Raw genomic sequence first — 17258 nt, 5'->3', positions numbered from 1 at the left:
GAGTCCATCCAAACCGAGCGGCATCCGGTGGTCAAACGCGACTCAGGCCTGGATCGAGCCCTGGAGGTCGAGCTCGATCGTGACGTCCTTGCCGACGAGCACGCCACCGGTCTCGAGCGCGGCGTTCCAGGTGAGGCCGAAGTCCTCGCGGTTGATGACCGTCTTCGCCGTGGCGCCGGCCTTGTAGTTGCCCCAGGGGTCGGTGCCGAAGCCGCCGAAGTCGACCTCGAAGGTGACGGGCTTGGTGACGTCCTTGATGGTCAGGTTTCCGTCGACGAGGAAGTCGCCCTTCTCGATGCGCACGCCGGTCGACGCGAAGGTGATCTCGGGGTAGGTCTCGACGTCGAAGAAGTCGGCGCTGCGAAGGTGACCGTCGCGGCCCTCGTCCTTGGTGTCCAGCGACGCGGCGTCGACCTTGGCCTCGAGCGTGGCCTCGAGCGGGTTCTCGGGGGCGACGAGGGTCGCCTCCTTGACGTTGAAGTGGCCGCGGACCTTGGAGATCATCATGTGGCGGACGCTGAAGCCCACCTCGCTGTGGGACGCGTCGAGGATCCAGGTCCCCGCCTTGTAGCCGGGGATGTCGAGGGTGGCGGTGGAGTCGGTCATGATCGTCCTTCGTGGAGGGGTTCCGGCACGCGCCGGCGGTCAAGAGGGCGAAACGTCGCCGGGTCCAAGCCTATTCCCATGAATGCAGATCCACCGGTACGCGACCCCTCTTGACACCGCGCGGGGGCGGCGGGATCATTTCAGTACGCCAACTCAGCGCCCGGAAGACTCGCAGGCATCGCCGCGGCACCGGGCGCTGAGTCTTTTCCCCGGCGCTCCACCGCCGCTCACCTCAGGGCGCGAGGACGGCCTGACGTGCGCGGGTGGCTCGTTCGAGGTAGACGCGTTCGTCCGCAGCGGCTCGAGGATCCCGTCCGCTGACGACTCGTTGCCGAGCCGCCGCGAGGGACGTCGCCTCCGCGATGAAGCGTCGCATCGCCGAGACCCGGTCGCCCGACAGCGACCGAGCCCAAGCGAGGGCGCGGGAGCGCCCGCCGCGCGTCGCCAGCATGTCGACCTCGGCGGGAGAGAACCAGCCCACCGCCGCATAGTCGGCGAGCCGGGCGCGTGTGAGACGCGCCTCCTCCCGGCGGAGGAGCACGATCCCCACGATGAACGCGGCGAACAGCGGGACCTGGAGCGTCACATACAGGACGAAGAAGTCCGCCATGGCCGCGGAACCGTTCCACAGCGCGTGCAGGCCGATGGCACACAGGACCCCGACGGTCCACCTGCCGAGAGCGGCACCTCCCCTCGCGCCCGTCCGTGCGGCGAGCCCGAGGGCGTATCCCGTGGCGGCCGTGAACATGACGTGCGCGAACGGAGAGAGGATGCCGCGCAGGAAGAACGTGAACGCGGCGCCCTCCGCACCGCCGGTGAGGAGACTGTCGCCGAAGTACAGGATGTTCTCCGTGAAGGCGAACCCCGCTCCGACCAGTGCGCCGTAGACGACGCCGTCGACGGGACCGTCGAACGCGCGACGAGCAGCGACGAAGAGGAGGAGGACTCCGGCCCCCTTCGCGATCTCTTCCACGATCGGAGCCTGCACCACCGACGACACCGTCTCGGGAAGCCAGGGCGCCACGACCGAGACGACCAGCCCGACGCCGAGCGCCACCGCTACCGATGCGACGGCTCCCCACAGGAGCGCGAAGACGACGAGCCCGCGCGGCTCCGGCTCCCATCGGTCGATGATCCGGATGGCCGCCACCACGACCGCGAGCGGGACCAGGGCGAGGACGGCCGAGACGACCGAGGCGATCGGCCCGAGGAACGCGAGGAAGTAGACCGCGAGACCCAGGGCGACGACCCCGAGCACGATCGCGACTACCCACAGGACCACGCGCCCACCCGAGGCCGCCGGCACCGGGAGCTCGCGGTGCGGCGGAGCTGGCGGTGGCGTCATCGCCGTCGCGTGGACCGGCTGCGCAAGGGGCGACGGGAACGACATGCGCTCAGCCTAGGGCGGCCCGATCGAGCGCCGGAGCGGGGGGACGATACCCTGGAGCAATGCGCTTCGCCCACGTTGTCCCCGACGGAGTCGACGAGCCGCAGCTGGTTCTCGTCGAGGAGGATCGCGCCACCGTGGTGTCGCGCCTGTTCGACGGGGCCCCGTCGCGACTGCAGCAGCTGATCGAGGGCGGCGACACTCTTCTCGACCGGGTGCGTGAAAGCGCACCCGCAGCCGAGTGGATGCCGCTGGGCACCCCTGTGTTCGCGTCGGCGATCCTCGACACACCGATCACCATCGCGATCGGCCTCAACTACTCCGCCCACTCCAGCGAGCTCGGCCTCAAAGCGGACGCCGCACCCACGGTCTTCATCCTGTGGCCCGGCTCCCTCACCGGCCACCGCCAGACCACGACCTGGCCTCGCTCGCTCAGCACGTCCGTCGACTACGAGGCTGAGCTCGGCGTGATCATCGGACGACCCGCGCGCGACGTGGCGATCGAGAACGCCCTCGACCACGTGTGGGGCTACACGGTGGTGAACGACATCACGGCACGCGACATCCAGTTCTCCGAGGCTCAGTGGTCGCGCTGCAAGTCGTTCGACGGGTTCACCCCCACCGGGCCCTTCGTCGTGACGGCGGACGAGATCCCCGACCCGCAGGATCTGCACATCTGGGCGATCGTCGACGGGAAGATGGTGCAGGACGCCTCGACCGATCAGATGATCCACCCGGTCGCGAAACTCGTCTCGTTCCTGTCGCAGTCGGCGACGCTGCTGCCGGGAACACTCATCTCGACCGGGTCGCCGGGCGGGGCCGGCTACTCCCGTGACCCGCAGATCTTCCTGCGCGACCGATCGACCGTCACGGTCGGCGTCGACGGGATCGGCGAACTCACGACCTTCTGCCGCATCCTCGACTGACGCGGCGAACGAACGACGAAGCGGCGACCACCCGAGGGTGATCGCCGCTTCGCTTTGTGCGATGTCAGTAATCCAGCTGGGTCGACCCGTTGAGGACGTCGGAGCACGGCAGGTCGACGCCGTACACGTTGACGATGGCCGTCGGGTCTGCCGCGCAGGTCATCCCCGCCGCGATGGGCGGCCAGACGAGCGCGAAGAAGATGATGATCCCGACGATCATGAGGACGACGCTCACGATGATAGCCGCGAGGGCCAGTCCGTTCTTGACGCCGGCCTTACGGCTCTGAACAAGGGCGACGATACCCAGGATGAGGCCGATGAGCTGCGTGAAGGGGATGATCGCGAGGATGAGCGCGACGATTCCCATCGTGCGCCCCGGCTTCGCACCGGGCGTGGCTCCACCCGCGTTGTACTGCGGCGCGTTGCCGTAGGCGGGAGCCTCGTACGCCGGCGGCGCGGGCGGGATGTTCTGAGAGTTCGGCTGGTTGGGGTCGGTCATGGGGTGTCCTTCACATCGCTGATCGGCCGAGATACGACCCTGACGCTAGCGTCCATGGTTCTCTCAGACAACCTGAAATCATTTCTGGTCCGCAGCGGTCGGTTTCGTGATAACCGGGATCGCGCGCGTGACCGCCTGCAGACCCGACAGCCGCGCCGGGGACAGCTGCTTGTCGACCTCCTCGCGTGACATCAGACCGGCCTCGACGACGAGGTCGCCAACGTTGCGCTTGGTCAGCAGCGCCGTCTTCGCGAGGGCCGCCGCCGCGGTGTACCCGATGAACGGCGTCAGCGCCGTGATGACGCCGACGGACGAGCCGACCATCGTGCCGAGCCGCTCGCGGTTCGCGGTGATGCCGTCGACGCAGTTGACGCGGAGGGTGCGCATGCCGCGCCGCATCCAGGTGATCGACTGGAAGATCGAGTGCGCGATGACCGGCTCGAACGCGTTGAGCTGCAGCTGCCCACCCTCGACGGCCATCGTCACGGTCAGGTCCGCACCGGCGACGGCGAATGCGACCTGGTTGACGACCTCGGGGATGACGGGGTTGACCTTTCCGGGCATGATGCTCGAGCCCGCCTGCCGCGGCGGCAGGTTGATCTCGCCGAATCCCGCCTGCGGGCCGCTCGAGAGCAGGCGCAGGTCGTTGCTGATCTTGGACAGCTTGATCGCGTTGCGCTTGAGCGACGACGAGAACGACATGAATGCGCCGGTGTCGCTCGTGGACTCGACGAGGTCTTCCGCGGTCTCGAGGTCCAGCTCGCTGATCTCACGCAGGTGCCGCAGGACGGCACCGGAGTAGTCCGGATGCGTCGTGATGCCGGTGCCGATGGCCGTCGCACCCATGTTGATCTCGTAGAGGAGGTGCGCGTTCTCGCGGAGGCGGTGGTAGTCCTCCCCGAGCGTTGTGGCGAACCCGTGGAACTCCTGCCCGAGCGTCATGGGGACGGCATCCTGCAACTGGGTGCGCCCCACCTTGAGCACGTCGTGGAACTCGTCGGCCTTCTTCAGGAAGGACTGCCGCAGCAGATCCAGCTCTTCGAGGAGGGACTGCAGGTCGAGGCCGAGTCCCACCTTGATCGCCGTCGGGTAGACGTCGTTGGTGGACTGGCTGCGGTTCGTGTGATCGATCGGAGACAGGAAGGCGTAGTCGCCCTTCTCGCGTCCGGCCATCTCGAGCGCGACGTTGGTGATGACCTCGTTCGCGTTCATGTTGGTCGAGGTGCCGGCGCCGCCCTGGATGACGCCCACGACGAACTGGTCGTGGAACTCGCCGTCGATGACGCGCTGAGCGGCCTGATCGATGAGGTCGGCGCGGGATGCCTCGAGCACGCCGATCTCCTTGTTGGCGCGCGCGGAGGCCTGCTTGACCATCGCGAGGGCGACGACGAGGTCGCGGTAGACCGAGATCGGTCGCATCGAGATGGGGAAGTTCTCCAGAGCCCTCGCCGTGTGGATGCCCCAATAGGCGTCGGCGGGGATCTCCATCGATCCCAGGGAGTCGGTTTCGGTGCGCGTCGTCGCGTCAGATGCCATGTGCGGTGTCCTCGTGGGTCACAGGGGTGCAGGGATGGATCGAGCCTATCCCCGCACCCCCCGACCTCACCGGTTCACGCTGGACATGTCTGCGTAACGATCGCCGACCGCCGGCGCCACGTCACCGAGTCGGCGCAGCTGGTCATCGGTCAATGTCAGGTCGGCGGCTCCGATGTTCTCCTCGAGTCGCTCGAGCTTGCGCGTCCCGGGGATCGGGACGATATCCTCGCCCTGCGCCAGGAGCCACGCGAGCGCCACCTGAGCCGGAGTCGCCTCGGCTTCCGCGGCGATCCCCTCGACGACCTCCACGATGCGGAGGTTGGCGGCGAGCGCCTCGTCCTCGAATCGCGGGTTGCTGCGACGGAAGTCGTCCTCGGCGAGCTGGTCGACCGAGCGGATGGTGCCGGTCAGGAAGCCGCGACCGAGCGGCGAGTACGGAACGAACCCGATGCCGAGTTCGCGCAGCGCCGGCAGCAGCTCCGCCTCGGGGTCGCGGCTCCAGAGGGAGTACTCCGTCTGCACGGCGGTCACCGGGTGCACCGCGTGCGCGCGGCGGATGGTGGCAACGGATGCCTCCGACAGTCCGTACCCGCGGATCTTGCCTTCCTGCACGAGCTCGGCGAGCGCACCGACGGTCTCCTCGATGGGGACGCCCGGGTCCATCCGGTGCTGATAGTAGAGGTCGATGCGATCGGTCTGCAGGCGCTGCAGTGACCCCTCGACCGAGCGGCGGACGTTCTCGACGCTGCCGTCGACACCGGAGCGGCCGTCCGGGTGACGGACGATGCCGAACTTCGTCGCGAGCACGACCTCGTCGCGGCGACCCGCCTCCGCGAGCGTCGCGCCGAGGAGCTCCTCGTTCGTGTGAGGTCCGTACATCTCCGCGGTGTCGAGCAGGGTCACGCCGCGATCGAGGGCGCCGAGGATCGTCCGCTTCCCTCCCGTGTCGTCCTGCCCCGCGCCGGTGTAGAACGCGCTGATGCCCATGAGGCCGAGGCCGATGCGACCGACCTGCGGTCCGTGGGCTCCGAGTGTGGTGGTCTTCATGATGGGCCGATCTCCTTGTCGTAGATGTCGATCTTGTGGTCGATGGCGGCGAGGCTCAGGGTGACCTCGTCGAGCTGCCGTCGGACGACCTCCCTGTGCTCGACGAGCAGCCGGCGGCGTTCGGCGACCGTCCCCTCCCCTTCGCGGGCGAGCTCGGTGTAGCGACGCATCGTGGCGATCGGCATCCCGGTCCAGCGCAGCCGCGCGAGGAAGCGGATCCAGACGAGGTCCGCGTCGGAGTAGCGACGGTGGGATGACGATGCCCGGTCGACCGGGTGCAGCATCAGCCCGGCCCGCTCGTAGTAGCGCAGCGTGTGGGCGCTGACGCCGGTGGCGTCGGCTGCTTCGGCGATCGAGGCGCCGGAGGGACCGGAGAGGAGGGTCATGCCTTCACGGTAGAACTTCGAGCGCGCTCGAAGTCAAGCGGTGGCTCAGGAAGGTTTGCGCGAGAACGCCTCGAGGCGCTCCTGCGGGCTGAGGGCTGCCATCCTCTCGACCCATTCGGCCGAGAAGTAGTCGCCGGTGGGGGCATCTACGACAGGCACGACGGTGTGGGTGATCGTGTCGTCGTACACGTGGACGAGGTGGAAGGACTGGCCGGCATCCATCCCGTTCACGTCCGTTGCGGGTCGCTGCAGATTCATCGTGTAGCAGGTGGCCGACGCCACACTCACGGGGATGCCGGCGAAGGTCCCGTTCGTCGAGTAGTGCAGGTGGCCGGCGAGGATGCCGCGCACGTCGGTTCCGGCGACGATGTCGGCGAGGGCGTCCTGCTCCCGGAGCTCGAGGATGTCGAAGAACGGGATGTGGCTCGGCAGAGGTGGGTGGTGGAGTGCGAGGAGGGTGCCGAGCGGCGCCGGCTCGGCGAGGACGCCGCGGAGCCAGTCGCGCTGGGCCGCGTCGACCTCGCCGTGATGCCAGCCGGGAACCGTCGAATCGAGCACGACCAGTCGCAGCCCGCCGAGGTCGTGCACGGCCGTGAGCGGCTCGAGCGAGGCTGGTTCGTCGAACAGACCCTCGCGCATCGCGGGGCGTTCGTCGTGGTTGCCCGCGACCCAGACGATCGGCGCGCCCAGGCGCTCGGCGACGGGTTCCACGATCTCGCGCAGGCGGCGATACGCGTCGGGCTCGCCGAGGTCCGTCAGGTCGCCCGTCACGACGAGGGCGTCGGGACGGATGCCGGTGCGCTCGATCGCCGCAAGGGCGGCCTCCGCTCCCCCGGTCGAGTCGTACGCGCCACCGAGCCGACGATCGCCCGCGAGCAGGTGGGTGTCGCTGAGGTGGACGATCGAGCGGAGGGCGGGCGCGTGCCGGCCGAAGGAGACGGACTGCATACCGTCAGCCTATTGACGGTCCCGGACGGTGCGCGGTCAGTGGTTGAAGAGGATCAGCAGGAGCCCACCGAGGACGACGAGCCCGCAGACGGCGAACGAGCCGTATGCGCTCACCAGGGCGACGCGCTTCTGCGCGGGGCTGAGCGGGTTCTTCTTCGCGGCCTTCTTGGCTGCTTTCGCGGCCCGCTTCTGCTCCTTCGGCGTCATGACCGTCAGCGCGTCCGTGAAGGTCGCGGGGATCACGACGGGCACGCGCCCGGCCAGGACGAGCAGCCGCAACCCGACGGCGTAGAAGAACACGACGACCGACGCGGCGAGGATCGCGGCGACGAAGACCTGGACGAAGGCCAGCCAGTCGATGCTCACGCTCATCGGACGCCCTCCTCGTCGGATGCGGCGGCCGCCTGCGCGACGCGTTGCTGACGCCGTGTGGGCGGCGGCTCCTCGGTGAGGTCGACCGCGGCGCCGGAGTCGGCCACCTCGCTCATCGCGTTGGCCGCGGTGACCTCGTTGCGACGCGAGCGCAGGAAGATCGCGAGGACGATCGCGACGGCGATGACCGCGCCGATGATGACGCCGATGAGCTCACCGACGCCCTGCCCGAACAGGTTCTCGAAGCCCACGATGAGGAACGCGGCGAGCGCTCCGACGATGCCGGCCGCCGGGAGCGTCAGAACCCAGCCCACCGTGATGCGTCCGACCGTGCCCCAGCGGACGACCGCGCCGCGGCGTCCGAGGCCGGATCCGATGACGGAGCCCGAGGCCACCTGGGTCGTCGACAGCGCGAACCCGAGGGCGCTCGAGGCGAGGATCGTCGAGGCGGTGGATGCCTCTGCCGAGAAGCCCTGCGCCGGCTTCACGTCGGTGAGGCCCTTGCCGAGGGTGCGGATGATGCGCCAGCCGCCCATGTAGGTGCCGAGGGCGATCGTGAACGCGCAGGCGAAGATCACCCAGAGCTGCGGGTCGGACTGGGTCTGCCAGCCGACCGTGATGAGCGCGAGGGTGATGACACCCATCGTCTTCTGCGCGTCGTTCGTGCCGTGGGCGAGCGCGACCAGCGATGACGTGAAGATCTGTCCCCAGCGGAAGCCGTCGCGCCCGTCGGGCTTGTTGTCGTAGCGACGGGTCACGACGTAGGCGATCTTGGTCGCCACGAAGGCGATGATGCCGGCGGTGAGCGGCGCGATGAGCGCCGGGAGGACGACCTTCGAGAGCACGACTCTCGTGTCGATGGCGCTGATGGAGGCGCCGACGACCGTCGCGCCGATGAGGCCGCCGAACAGGGCATGCGACGAGCTCGAGGGGAGCCCCAGGAGCCACGTCAGCATGTTCCAGGTGATGGCTCCGATGAGCCCGGCGAAGATGATGGCCGGGAAGATCGATTGCGAGAGCTGATCCTCGCGGATCATGCCGCCCGAGATGGTCTTGGCGACCTCGGTCGACAGGAACGCGCCGACGAGGTTGAGGACGGCCGCCAGGAGGACGGCGACCTTGGGCTTCAGGGCACCCGTCGCGATGGGCGTGGCCATCGCGTTCGCGGTGTCGTGGAAGCCGTTGGTGAAGTCGAAGAACAGTGCCAGTGCGATGACCAGGACGACGATGAGTGCTGCGGTCTCCACAGTTCGCTTTCCGTCGGGAATCGGGGGAACGGGCGCCGCGGCGATCGGCAGTGCGAACGAAAAGTTCACCCAGACGTCAGCGAGTGTTCAGTCGGGCCTGGAAAATCCTCGCACACGTTGCGCCATGGCATAACCCGCGCGCGCTCGCGAGGGTCGGTTAGCGTGGTCGGGTGACTTCCGAAGCTGTGACACCGCCCGTCGCCGACCGCCGCCCCTTCACCCGGACCCATCACGGCGACGCCGTCTCGGATCCGTATGAATGGCTGCGCGCGAAGGAGGACACCGAGGTCGTCGGTCACCTCGAGGCCGAGAACGCCTACACCGATCAGCGCACGGCGCACCTGGAGGGCCTCCGGAACCGGATCTTCGACGAGATCAAGGGCCGCACGCTCGAGACGGATCTCTCGGTACCCTCACGGCGCGGGCAGTGGTGGTACTACGGACGCACTCTCGAGGGCAAGCAGTACGGCATCAATTGCCGCGCCCCCATCGCGGACGTCGACGACTGGACCCCGCCGGTGCTCTCCCCCGACACGGACGTCCCCGGCGAACAGGTCCTGCTCGACGGCAACGTCGAAGCCGACGGCCACGACTTCTTCTCGCTCGGGAGCCTCGACGTCTCGAACGACGGTACGCGCCTGCTGTACGGCGTCGACATCGCCGGCGACGAGCGTTACACGCTCCGCATCCGCGACCTCGCGTCGGGTGAGGATCTGCCCGACGTCATCGAGAACACGTCCTCGGGCGCGGTCTTCTCCCCCGACGGCCGGCACGTCGTCTACACGACGGTCGACGACGCGTGGCGTCCCGACACCGTCTGGCTCCACGTCGTGGGGACGGATGCCGCTTCGGATCGGATCCTCTTCACCGAACCCGACGAGCGCTACTGGGTCGGCGCCGGTTTCACCCGCAGCGACCGGTTCCTCGTGATCGGGGTCGGATCGTCCATCACCTCCGAGGAGTACCTGGTCCCGGCCGACGACCTCACCGCCGAGCCGCGCTCCGTGTGGCCGCGCCGCGAAGGCGTGGAGTACTCGCTCACCCACGCGGTCGTCGGCGGCGAGGACGTCCTCTACATCCTGCACAACGACGGCGCCCTGGACTTCGAACTGGTCCGGGTCGCGGCATCCGATCCGACCGGGTCGCGCCACGTCGTCCTGCCGCATCTCCCGGGACGTCGGCTACTGGACGCCTCGGCGTACCGCGACTGGGCGATCGTCGAGTACCGACGCGACGGCCTCGCCCGGGTCGGCATCCTCGACTACGCGACCGACGACGTCCGCGAGATCGCGTTCGAGGAGCCGCTGTACGCGGTCGGGGCGAGTGGGTCGTCGGAGTGGGCACCGCCCGTCATCCGGCTCGGGTACGCCTCGTTCGTGACCCCGGGCACGGTCTTCGACTACGAGGTCGCCACCGGCGAGCTCCTGCACCGCAAGAGCCAGCCCGTCCTCGGGGGCTACGACCCCTCGGACTACGGACAGGAGAGGGTCTGGGCGGTCGCCGACGATGGCACGCGGATCCCGGTCTCGCTCGTGTGGAAGCGCTCGTTCGGCGAGCCGGGTACGTCGCCGCGCCCCGTCCATCTCTACGGCTACGGTTCCTACGAGCACTCGATCGAACCGGGGTTCTCGGTGGCGCGTCTTTCGCTGCTGGACCGCGGCGTGGTCTTCGCCATCGCCCACGTCCGCGGCGGCGGCGAGATGGGGCGTCAGTGGTACGAGGAGGGCAAGCTCCTCCACAAGCGCAACACGTTCACCGACTTCGTGGCCGTCGGCCGCCATCTCGTCGCCGAGGGGTACACCTCGCCCGATCGCCTCGTCGCCGAGGGCGGCTCCGCCGGCGGGCTCCTCATGGGCGCCGTGGCGAATCTCGCCCCCGATCTGTTCGCCGGCGTCCTCGCGGGTGTCCCGTTCGTCGATGCGCTGACCACGATCCTCGACCCCTCCTTGCCGCTGACCGTCATCGAGTGGGATGAGTGGGGTGACCCGCTGCACAACGAGGACGTCTACGCCTACATGAAGTCGTACACGCCCTATGAGAACGTCCAGGACGGTGTCTCGTACCCCCGCATCCTCGCCGTCACCTCCCTCAACGACACCCGCGTCCTCTACGTGGAACCGGCGAAGTGGGTGGCCCGCCTGCGCGAGGTCGGCGCGGACGCGCTCCTGAAGTGCGAGATGGTCGCCGGTCACGGCGGCGTCAGCGGTCGGTACAACTCGTGGCGCGAGCGCGCGTTCGAACTCGCGTGGCTGCTGGACGTGCTGGGACTCGCCGAGACCGACTGATCGTCGCGATCGCATCGCGCGGCTGGGTACGATTCCGCCATGGCCTCAGATCCTCGCTTCCGCGCGTCGGTCCGCATCGATCTCGATCTGGTCTGCGCGCACCCCGACAATCTCCTCACCGGCATCGACGGTTCGTCCCGCATGTCCGCGTCGACGATGGATGCCGAGGACGCACTGCTGTCGCTCCTCGACGTCGCGGTCGCCCCGGGAGCAGATCACCTCGTCCGGATCGAATCCGCCAGCACGGCGGTCGTCGACTCCGAGTGGGAGGGGACGTCGGGCGGCGTACCCGCAGGCTCGTCCGACACCGCCCGAGTGGCGCGCGCGGGCGCGAGACTGGCGGGCATCGACTGGGCGCTGAACGAGCTCTTCGGCGGGGCGACCGGTGACGCGACGGCATCCGAGTTGCGGCAGCGCACCATCATCAAGGGACTCGTCTGGAACGCCTCCGTCATGGTCGTGGACTGCCTGTTCGATGACGTCCTCCACCTGGCGGATGCCTCAGGCGACCACTCCGCGTGGCGGGACACCCACGTCATCTCGCAGTTGCCGCCGCAGTACGCGACCCATTACGACCGAGGGTTCGCGCAGAAGTTCCTCGCCGCGACGATCGAGGTCACGTCGCGCCTGAGCGCGTCGCCCGTGTACCCGCCGACCGTCGCGCACGAGCTGGCGCTCAAACTCGTCCTCGATGAGGCGGAGCGCAACGCGGACCGGCTCGGCGGCGACCTGCCCGATGGCTGGCGGGAGCACCTCGACACGGTCTTGTTCCAGGATCTCGACGTCGAGTCGCTCTTCGGCGAGCAGGACGAGACGACGAAGCGGGATGCCGCAGCGGCGACCCCTCCCCTCGACTTCGCGAGCTGGTTCATCCCGTACGCGCACGCACCGGCGCCCGCGCCGTACGCGAGCGACGACCTCAAGGAGCCCGCAGGGCGCTAGCACGGCCGACCCCGTCGAGGCAATTGTCAGTCTTGGCCTTCGGCATCCCATAAAATCGGAAGTCCCCAGGGGGAGTACTCCGATACGGTCGGTTCGTCATTACGGATGTGAAGGCGCATCCCGGACCACCGGTCTCGAGCAATCGAGATGGAGAAGACTCTGGCGTCATCTGTTCACGCCATCGAGGAGACTCCTGTGGAAATCACCCCGCTCGTCTGGGGCATCACGATCGCCGTCACGATCGCCTTCTTCGTCTACGAATTCTTCGCCCACGTGCGCAAGCCGCACGAGCCGTCCATCGCCGAATCGGCACGCTGGTCGGCCTTCTACATCGGCCTCGCCCTGTTGTTCGGCGTCGTCATCGGCTTCATCCCGGGCTGGGGATGGGTGTACTCGGGTGAGTACTTCGCCGGCTACCTGACCGAGAAGGCGCTGTCGATCGACAACCTCTTCGTCTTCCTGATCGTCATGGCCGGCTTCGCCGTTCCGAAGATCTACCAGCAGAAGGTGCTGATGATCGGCATCGTGATCGCCCTGATCATGCGCGGTGGGTTCATCGCGGTGGGCGCCGCCCTCATCGAGAACTTCTCGTGGATCTTCTACATCTTCGGCGCGCTGCTGCTGTTCCTCGCGTACCGTCAGGCCTTCACCCACGGCGAATCCGACCCGGCCAACGGCAAGTTCATGCAGTTCGTCCGCCGCCACCTGCCCGTCAGCGACGAGTACAACGGCGACAAGCTCACGGTCAAGAAGGACGGCAAGCGCTTCGTCACCCCGATGCTGCTCGTCATCGTCGCGATCGGCTTCGTCGACCTCATCTTCGCCGTGGACTCGATCCCGGCCATCTACGGCCTGACGAACGAGGCGTACATCGTCTTCACCGCGAACGCCTTCGCGCTCATGGGGCTCCGCCAGCTCTTCTTCCTCATCGGCGGTCTGCTCGAGCGCCTCGTGTACCTCGCTCAGGGCCTGGCGGTCATCCTCGCCTTCATCGGCATCAAGCTCCTCTTCCACGCCCTGCACGTCAACGAGCTGCCCTTCATCAACGGGGGCGAGCCGCTGCTGTGGGTTCCCGAGATCCCGATCTGGCTCTCGCTCCTGTTCATCGCCGCCACGATCGTCGTCGCCACGGTCGCGAGCCTCGCCAAGACGCGGCGCGACGACGCCAAGGCGCTCGCAAGCGGGGCGCCCACGACCACTCCCGAGCAGAAGAAGGAGCACAGCTGACCGATGATCAGCGACCATACGCAGACGCCCACCGTTGAGGCCGACGCCATCGAGCAGATCCGATGAACGACCTCGCCCTGAACATCGCCCTGGTCGTGGTGTTCGTTCTGGTGGGCGGAGTGTTCGCCGCCACCGAGATGGCTCTCGTCACGCTCCGTGAGAGTCAGATCAATGCGATCGCGGCGCGCGGCAAGCGGGGCGCCAAGGTGGCGGGACTGGCACGGAACCCCAACACGTTCCTGTCGGCCGTCCAGATCGGCGTGACCGTGGCGGGCTTCGCGTCGGCCGCCTACGGCGCCACGTCGATCGCCCCGTCTGTCGCCCCGCTCATCGAGTCGTGGGGCGTCGATCCCGGATTGGCGCTGACCTTCGCGACGCTGATCCTGACCCTGCTGATCGCCTACCTGTCGCTCGTGCTCGGAGAGCTCGTGCCGAAGCGGCTGGCGATCCAGCGGAATGCGCAGTTCGCCTACGCCGTCGCCCCTGTCCTCGACGGGTTCGCGAAGGTCATGCGACCCGTCATCTGGCTGCTGTCGGTCTCGACGAACGCGCTCGTGCGCCTGCTCGGCGGCGACCCCCACAAGACCGGTGAGGAGATGACCGATGAGGAGGTCCGCGACATCGTCGCGAGCCACGAAGGCCTGCCCGAGGACGAGCGACGGATCCTCGAGGACGTCCTTTCGCTGCGAGGCCGCCAGCTCAGCGAGGTCATGCGCCCGCGTCCCGAGGTGACCGCGCTGGATGACACCGCCACGATCGGGGAGGCCGTCGCCGAGGCACGGGAACTGCCGTTCTCCCGGTATCCCGTCGCCGACACCTCCATCGACGACATCGTCGGATTCGTCCACGTCCGTGACCTGTTCGAGGCGGTCGTCGAGGGCCGGGATGCCCCGTTGTCGGGCATCGTGCGTCCGATCCCGTACTTCCCGTCGACAGCGCGCGTCCTCCCGACGCTGACGAAGATGCGAGCCGAGGGCCACCAGATCGCGGTGGTCGTCGACGAATACGGCGGGACCGACGGCATCGTCACCCTCGAGGACCTCGTCGAGGAAGTCGTGGGCGAGATCTTCGACGAGTACGACACCGCCATCGCCCCGGACGCGGACCGCGAGATCATCGACGGTCGCCTGAACCTGCAGGACTTCTCGGAGGCGACGGGCGTCGTGCTCCCCCGTGGAGCGTCCGACACGGTCGCCGGCTTCGTCACGGAACGGCTCGGCCGTCTCGCGGTCGTCGGCGACGTGATCGAGGTCGACGGCGCGACGATCGAGGTCACGGCCCTCGACCGTCGCCGCATCGCCGAGGTCCGCGTGACCGCGCGCGACGCGGTCGAAGCAGACGAGAGCTGACCTCAGACGTCGCACAACAGAGAGCCCCTGCGTCCTCGAAAGGAGCGGGGGCTTTTCTGCGTTCTGATGTGGGGTTCGTGGTGCCGGCTACAGGACTTGAACCTGCAACCCCCGTATTACAAGTACGGTGCGCTACCAATTGCGCCAAGCCGGCAGATGGCCCAGTCTAACCGGGCCGCGCAGCTCACTCCGCAGGCGCAGTGGGCGTCGGTGTCGCGGTCTGCTCGGTGTAGAACTTGTCGCTCGCGCTCGTCAGGACGAACTGCGAGAACTCCGCGGCATCCTTCAGCGCACCCATGTACGGCTGGCCGTTGACGAGGATCATCGGCGTTCCGGCGAGCTGCAGACCGTCGGCGTCGGGGATGCCGGAGATCGCACGCTCCGTGGCGTCCTTCGTCCACTCGATGTAGTCGCCATCCTCGATGCAGTCGCGGACCTTGTCGGGCTCCTGGGCGCCGACGGCCTGCGCGAGGTCGGCGAGTTCGGTGTCGGAGAACCCATCGGTGTCCATCGCGGGCTGACGGCTCAGCAGTTCCGTGTTGTAGGCGAAGAAGACGTTCTCGTCGTGCGTGGCGACGCACGCCGCAGCGGCGGCGGCGCGCAGCGAGTACTTGGTGCCGTTGGACTTGGCGGTCAGCATCGACACGGGGTGGTAGCTGAGCGTCGCCGCGCCCTCGTCCACCCACGTCTTCAACTGATCCACGTTGGCGAGCTGCCATTCGCGTGCGCCCGGGGAGAGGTAGTCCACGTAGACGCGGATGTCGACGGGAGCCGCGGATGCCGTCGGTGCGGGTGCGGCCTTGTCCGACTCCGGGGTGGCCTCGACCGCGCTGTCGTCGATCGCGCCCTGGCTGCCCGCGACGCCGGCGACGTCGCTGACGGCGAAGCCGTCGGAGCTGGCGGTGTCCGGGGTCAGATCCCGTCCACCCATCGTCGAGGTCACCGACCAGACGACGACGGCAGCGACAGCGGCGACCGCTCCCGTGGCGAGGACACCGAGCGAGATGCGGCGTGCGAGCCGGACGCGCGACTGCTTGACGTGGACGCGCTGCGCTTTCTCGCGCACGGCCTCGCGACGATCGGTCGCGGATGACGGGGTGTCGCCGGAATCGGTGGACATGAAACCTCGGGAAGATCTGTGGTGCGGCCAGAGGGCGCGGCGCCCGGGTGTGGCGCACGCTCCGATGTTAGTCAGACGCGCTGGAAAAAGGCTGACGAGGAGGCATCCCTCAGCTCCCTGCAGCCGTGGCATACTGAACACGCACCCGATGGCGGGTGTGCGGGGTGTCCCCCGCTCGCTTCACAACGGATCGTCCGGCACGTACCTGCCGGTGAAGGAGAAGAAAAGATGGCGTCCGTCACGTTCGACAACGCAACCCGTCTGTACCCCGGTGGCACCCGCCCGGCGGTCGACAAGCTCAACCTCGAGGTCGCCGATGGCGAGTTCCTCGTCCTGGTCGGCCCCTCCGGTTGCGGTAAGTCCACGTCGCTCCGCATGCTCGCAGGCCTCGAAGAGGTCAACTCCGGCTCCATCCGCATCGGTGACCGCGACGTCACCGACGTGCCGCCGAAGGACCGCGACATCGCGATGGTGTTCCAGAACTACGCGCTCTACCCGCACATGACCGTCGCCGAGAACATGGGCTTCGCGCTCAAGATCGCCGGTGTCGGCAAGGAGGAGCGCGCCTCCCGCGTTCTCGAGGCAGCCAAGCTCCTCGACCTCGAGGAGTACCTGACCCGCAAGCCGAAGGCCCTCTCGGGTGGTCAGCGTCAGCGCGTCGCCATGGGTCGTGCCATCGTGCGTCAGCCCCAGGTCTTCCTCATGGACGAGCCGCTGTCGAACCTCGACGCCAAGCTCCGCGTCCAGACCCGTACGCAGATCGCCTCGCTGCAGCGCCGCCTCGGCGTCACCACGGTCTACGTCACCCACGACCAGACCGAGGCCCTCACGATGGGTGACCGCATCGCGGTCCTCAAGGACGGCCTCCTGCAGCAGGTCGGCACCCCGCGCGACCTGTACGAGAAGCCGAACAACGTCTTCGTCGCCGGCTTCATCGGCTCCCCCGCCATGAACCTGTTCCCGGCCGACCTGGCCGAGGGCGGCATCCGCTTCGGCTCCGAGGTCGTCCCGCTCGACCGCGACACCGTCGGCCGCGCCAACGGCAGCCAGGTCACGGTCGGCGTCCGCCCCGAGGACATCGAGGTCGGCCCCGCGGACGGCAAGGGCCTCGCGGTCCAGGTCGACCTGGTCGAGGAGCTCGGCGCCGACGGCTACCTCTACGGTCACGTGGACATCAACGGCAAGCGCACCGACATCGTCGCTCGCGTCGACGGCCGCAACCACCCGAACGCGGGCGAGACGGTCACCCTGGCCGCCAAGCCGGGCCACGTGCACGCGTTCGACATCGAGTCGGGCGACCGCCTCAACGACAAGCCGGTCGTCTCGGCCTGATCGTCATCATCAGCAGGACCGCGGCGCGGGTGGGTCTTCCGGACCCCCC

16 protein-coding genes and 1 tRNA gene are annotated in these 17258 nt (G+C 68.2%); 6 read left to right on the top strand and 11 right to left on the bottom strand.

The features are described from left to right. Positions 1-42: 42 nt before the first annotated feature. The gene (locus QE428_RS09610; RefSeq protein WP_091352306.1) at positions 43-606 is read right to left on the bottom strand and encodes a YceI family protein; all 564 of its coding nucleotides are present in this window, start codon (positions 604-606) and stop codon (positions 43-45) included. 232 nt (positions 607-838) lie between these two features. After that, positions 839-1996, bottom strand: a complete 1158-nt coding sequence (locus QE428_RS09605; protein WP_307468516.1) for a PrsW family intramembrane metalloprotease — start codon at positions 1994-1996, stop codon at positions 839-841. 59 nt (positions 1997-2055) lie between these two features. On the opposite strand from QE428_RS09605, the gene QE428_RS09600 reads away from it, so the two are divergent. Continuing rightward, positions 2056-2919 carry a fumarylacetoacetate hydrolase family protein gene (locus tag QE428_RS09600; RefSeq protein WP_307468513.1) on the top strand — a complete coding sequence of 288 codons (864 nt, stop codon included), beginning with the start codon at positions 2056-2058 and terminating at the stop codon, positions 2917-2919. 64 nt (positions 2920-2983) lie between these two features. Here the strand turns inward: QE428_RS09600 and QE428_RS09595 are convergent, their stop codons facing one another. From QE428_RS09595 to QE428_RS09565, 7 genes are all read right to left on the bottom strand, one after another. Then, entirely contained in the window at positions 2984-3418 is a 435-nt protein-coding gene (locus QE428_RS09595; protein ID WP_307468511.1) for a DUF4190 domain-containing protein, read from the bottom strand. 78 nt (positions 3419-3496) lie between these two features. Next, a complete protein-coding gene (locus QE428_RS09590) occupies positions 3497-4954 on the bottom strand; it encodes an aspartate ammonia-lyase (protein ID WP_133398281.1) in 1458 nt (485 codons plus the stop codon). Between the two features lie 66 nt (positions 4955-5020). Further along, positions 5021-6001 (bottom strand): aldo/keto reductase, encoded by a 981-nt coding sequence (locus QE428_RS09585; RefSeq protein ID WP_307468506.1) that lies wholly within the window; start codon positions 5999-6001, stop codon positions 5021-5023. Then, complete coding sequence (locus QE428_RS09580; RefSeq protein WP_091352286.1) at positions 5998-6387, bottom strand: MerR family transcriptional regulator; 390 nt, start codon at positions 6385-6387, stop codon at positions 5998-6000. Before QE428_RS09580 ends, QE428_RS09585 begins: the two co-directional genes overlap by 4 nt. A gap of 45 nt (positions 6388-6432) precedes the next feature. Beyond that, the gene (locus QE428_RS09575) at positions 6433-7335 is read right to left on the bottom strand and encodes a phosphodiesterase (RefSeq protein ID WP_307468501.1); all 903 of its coding nucleotides are present in this window, start codon (positions 7333-7335) and stop codon (positions 6433-6435) included. Positions 7336-7371: 36 nt separating this feature from the next. Continuing rightward, a complete protein-coding gene (locus QE428_RS09570; RefSeq protein WP_091352280.1) occupies positions 7372-7707 on the bottom strand; it encodes a peptidase in 336 nt (111 codons plus the stop codon). Further along, the gene (locus QE428_RS09565; protein WP_307468498.1) at positions 7704-8954 is read right to left on the bottom strand and encodes an inorganic phosphate transporter; all 1251 of its coding nucleotides are present in this window, start codon (positions 8952-8954) and stop codon (positions 7704-7706) included. Before QE428_RS09565 ends, QE428_RS09570 begins: the two co-directional genes overlap by 4 nt. A gap of 185 nt (positions 8955-9139) precedes the next feature. On the opposite strand from QE428_RS09565, the gene QE428_RS09560 reads away from it, so the two are divergent. The 4 genes from QE428_RS09560 (at position 9140) to QE428_RS09545 (ending at position 14757) form a co-directional block, all read left to right on the top strand. Continuing rightward, positions 9140-11239 (top strand): S9 family peptidase, encoded by a 2100-nt coding sequence (locus QE428_RS09560; RefSeq protein ID WP_133399303.1) that lies wholly within the window; start codon positions 9140-9142, stop codon positions 11237-11239. A 39-nt stretch (positions 11240-11278) separates the two neighbouring features. Continuing rightward, the gene (locus QE428_RS09555) at positions 11279-12181 is read left to right on the top strand and encodes a hypothetical protein (protein WP_307468496.1); all 903 of its coding nucleotides are present in this window, start codon (positions 11279-11281) and stop codon (positions 12179-12181) included. Between the two features lie 195 nt (positions 12182-12376). Then, positions 12377-13408: a TerC family protein gene (locus QE428_RS09550; RefSeq protein ID WP_307468494.1), complete on the top strand. Its 1032-nt coding sequence runs from the start codon at positions 12377-12379 to the stop codon at positions 13406-13408. Positions 13409-13470: 62 nt separating this feature from the next. Next, positions 13471-14757, top strand: coding sequence for a hemolysin family protein (locus QE428_RS09545; protein WP_091352264.1), 1287 nt, complete (start codon positions 13471-13473; stop codon positions 14755-14757). Between the two features lie 78 nt (positions 14758-14835). Here the strand turns inward: QE428_RS09545 and QE428_RS09540 are convergent. Further along, positions 14836-14911 (bottom strand) — tRNA-Thr (locus tag QE428_RS09540). A gap of 30 nt (positions 14912-14941) precedes the next feature. Continuing rightward, complete coding sequence (locus tag QE428_RS09535) at positions 14942-15877, bottom strand: thioredoxin domain-containing protein (protein WP_091352260.1); 936 nt, start codon at positions 15875-15877, stop codon at positions 14942-14944. A gap of 228 nt (positions 15878-16105) precedes the next feature. Between QE428_RS09535 and QE428_RS09530 the strand changes: the two genes are divergently transcribed. Continuing rightward, positions 16106-17209: an ABC transporter ATP-binding protein gene (locus QE428_RS09530; RefSeq protein ID WP_133398287.1), complete on the top strand. Its 1104-nt coding sequence runs from the start codon at positions 16106-16108 to the stop codon at positions 17207-17209. Positions 17210-17258 lie beyond the last annotated feature (49 nt).

The organism is Microbacterium sp. SORGH_AS_0505 (assembly GCF_030818715.1).
Lineage (GTDB): Bacteria > Actinomycetota > Actinomycetes > Actinomycetales > Microbacteriaceae > Microbacterium.
Note: the sequence above shows the minus strand (reverse complement) of the source record. Positions and strands in the feature narration are given on the sequence as shown.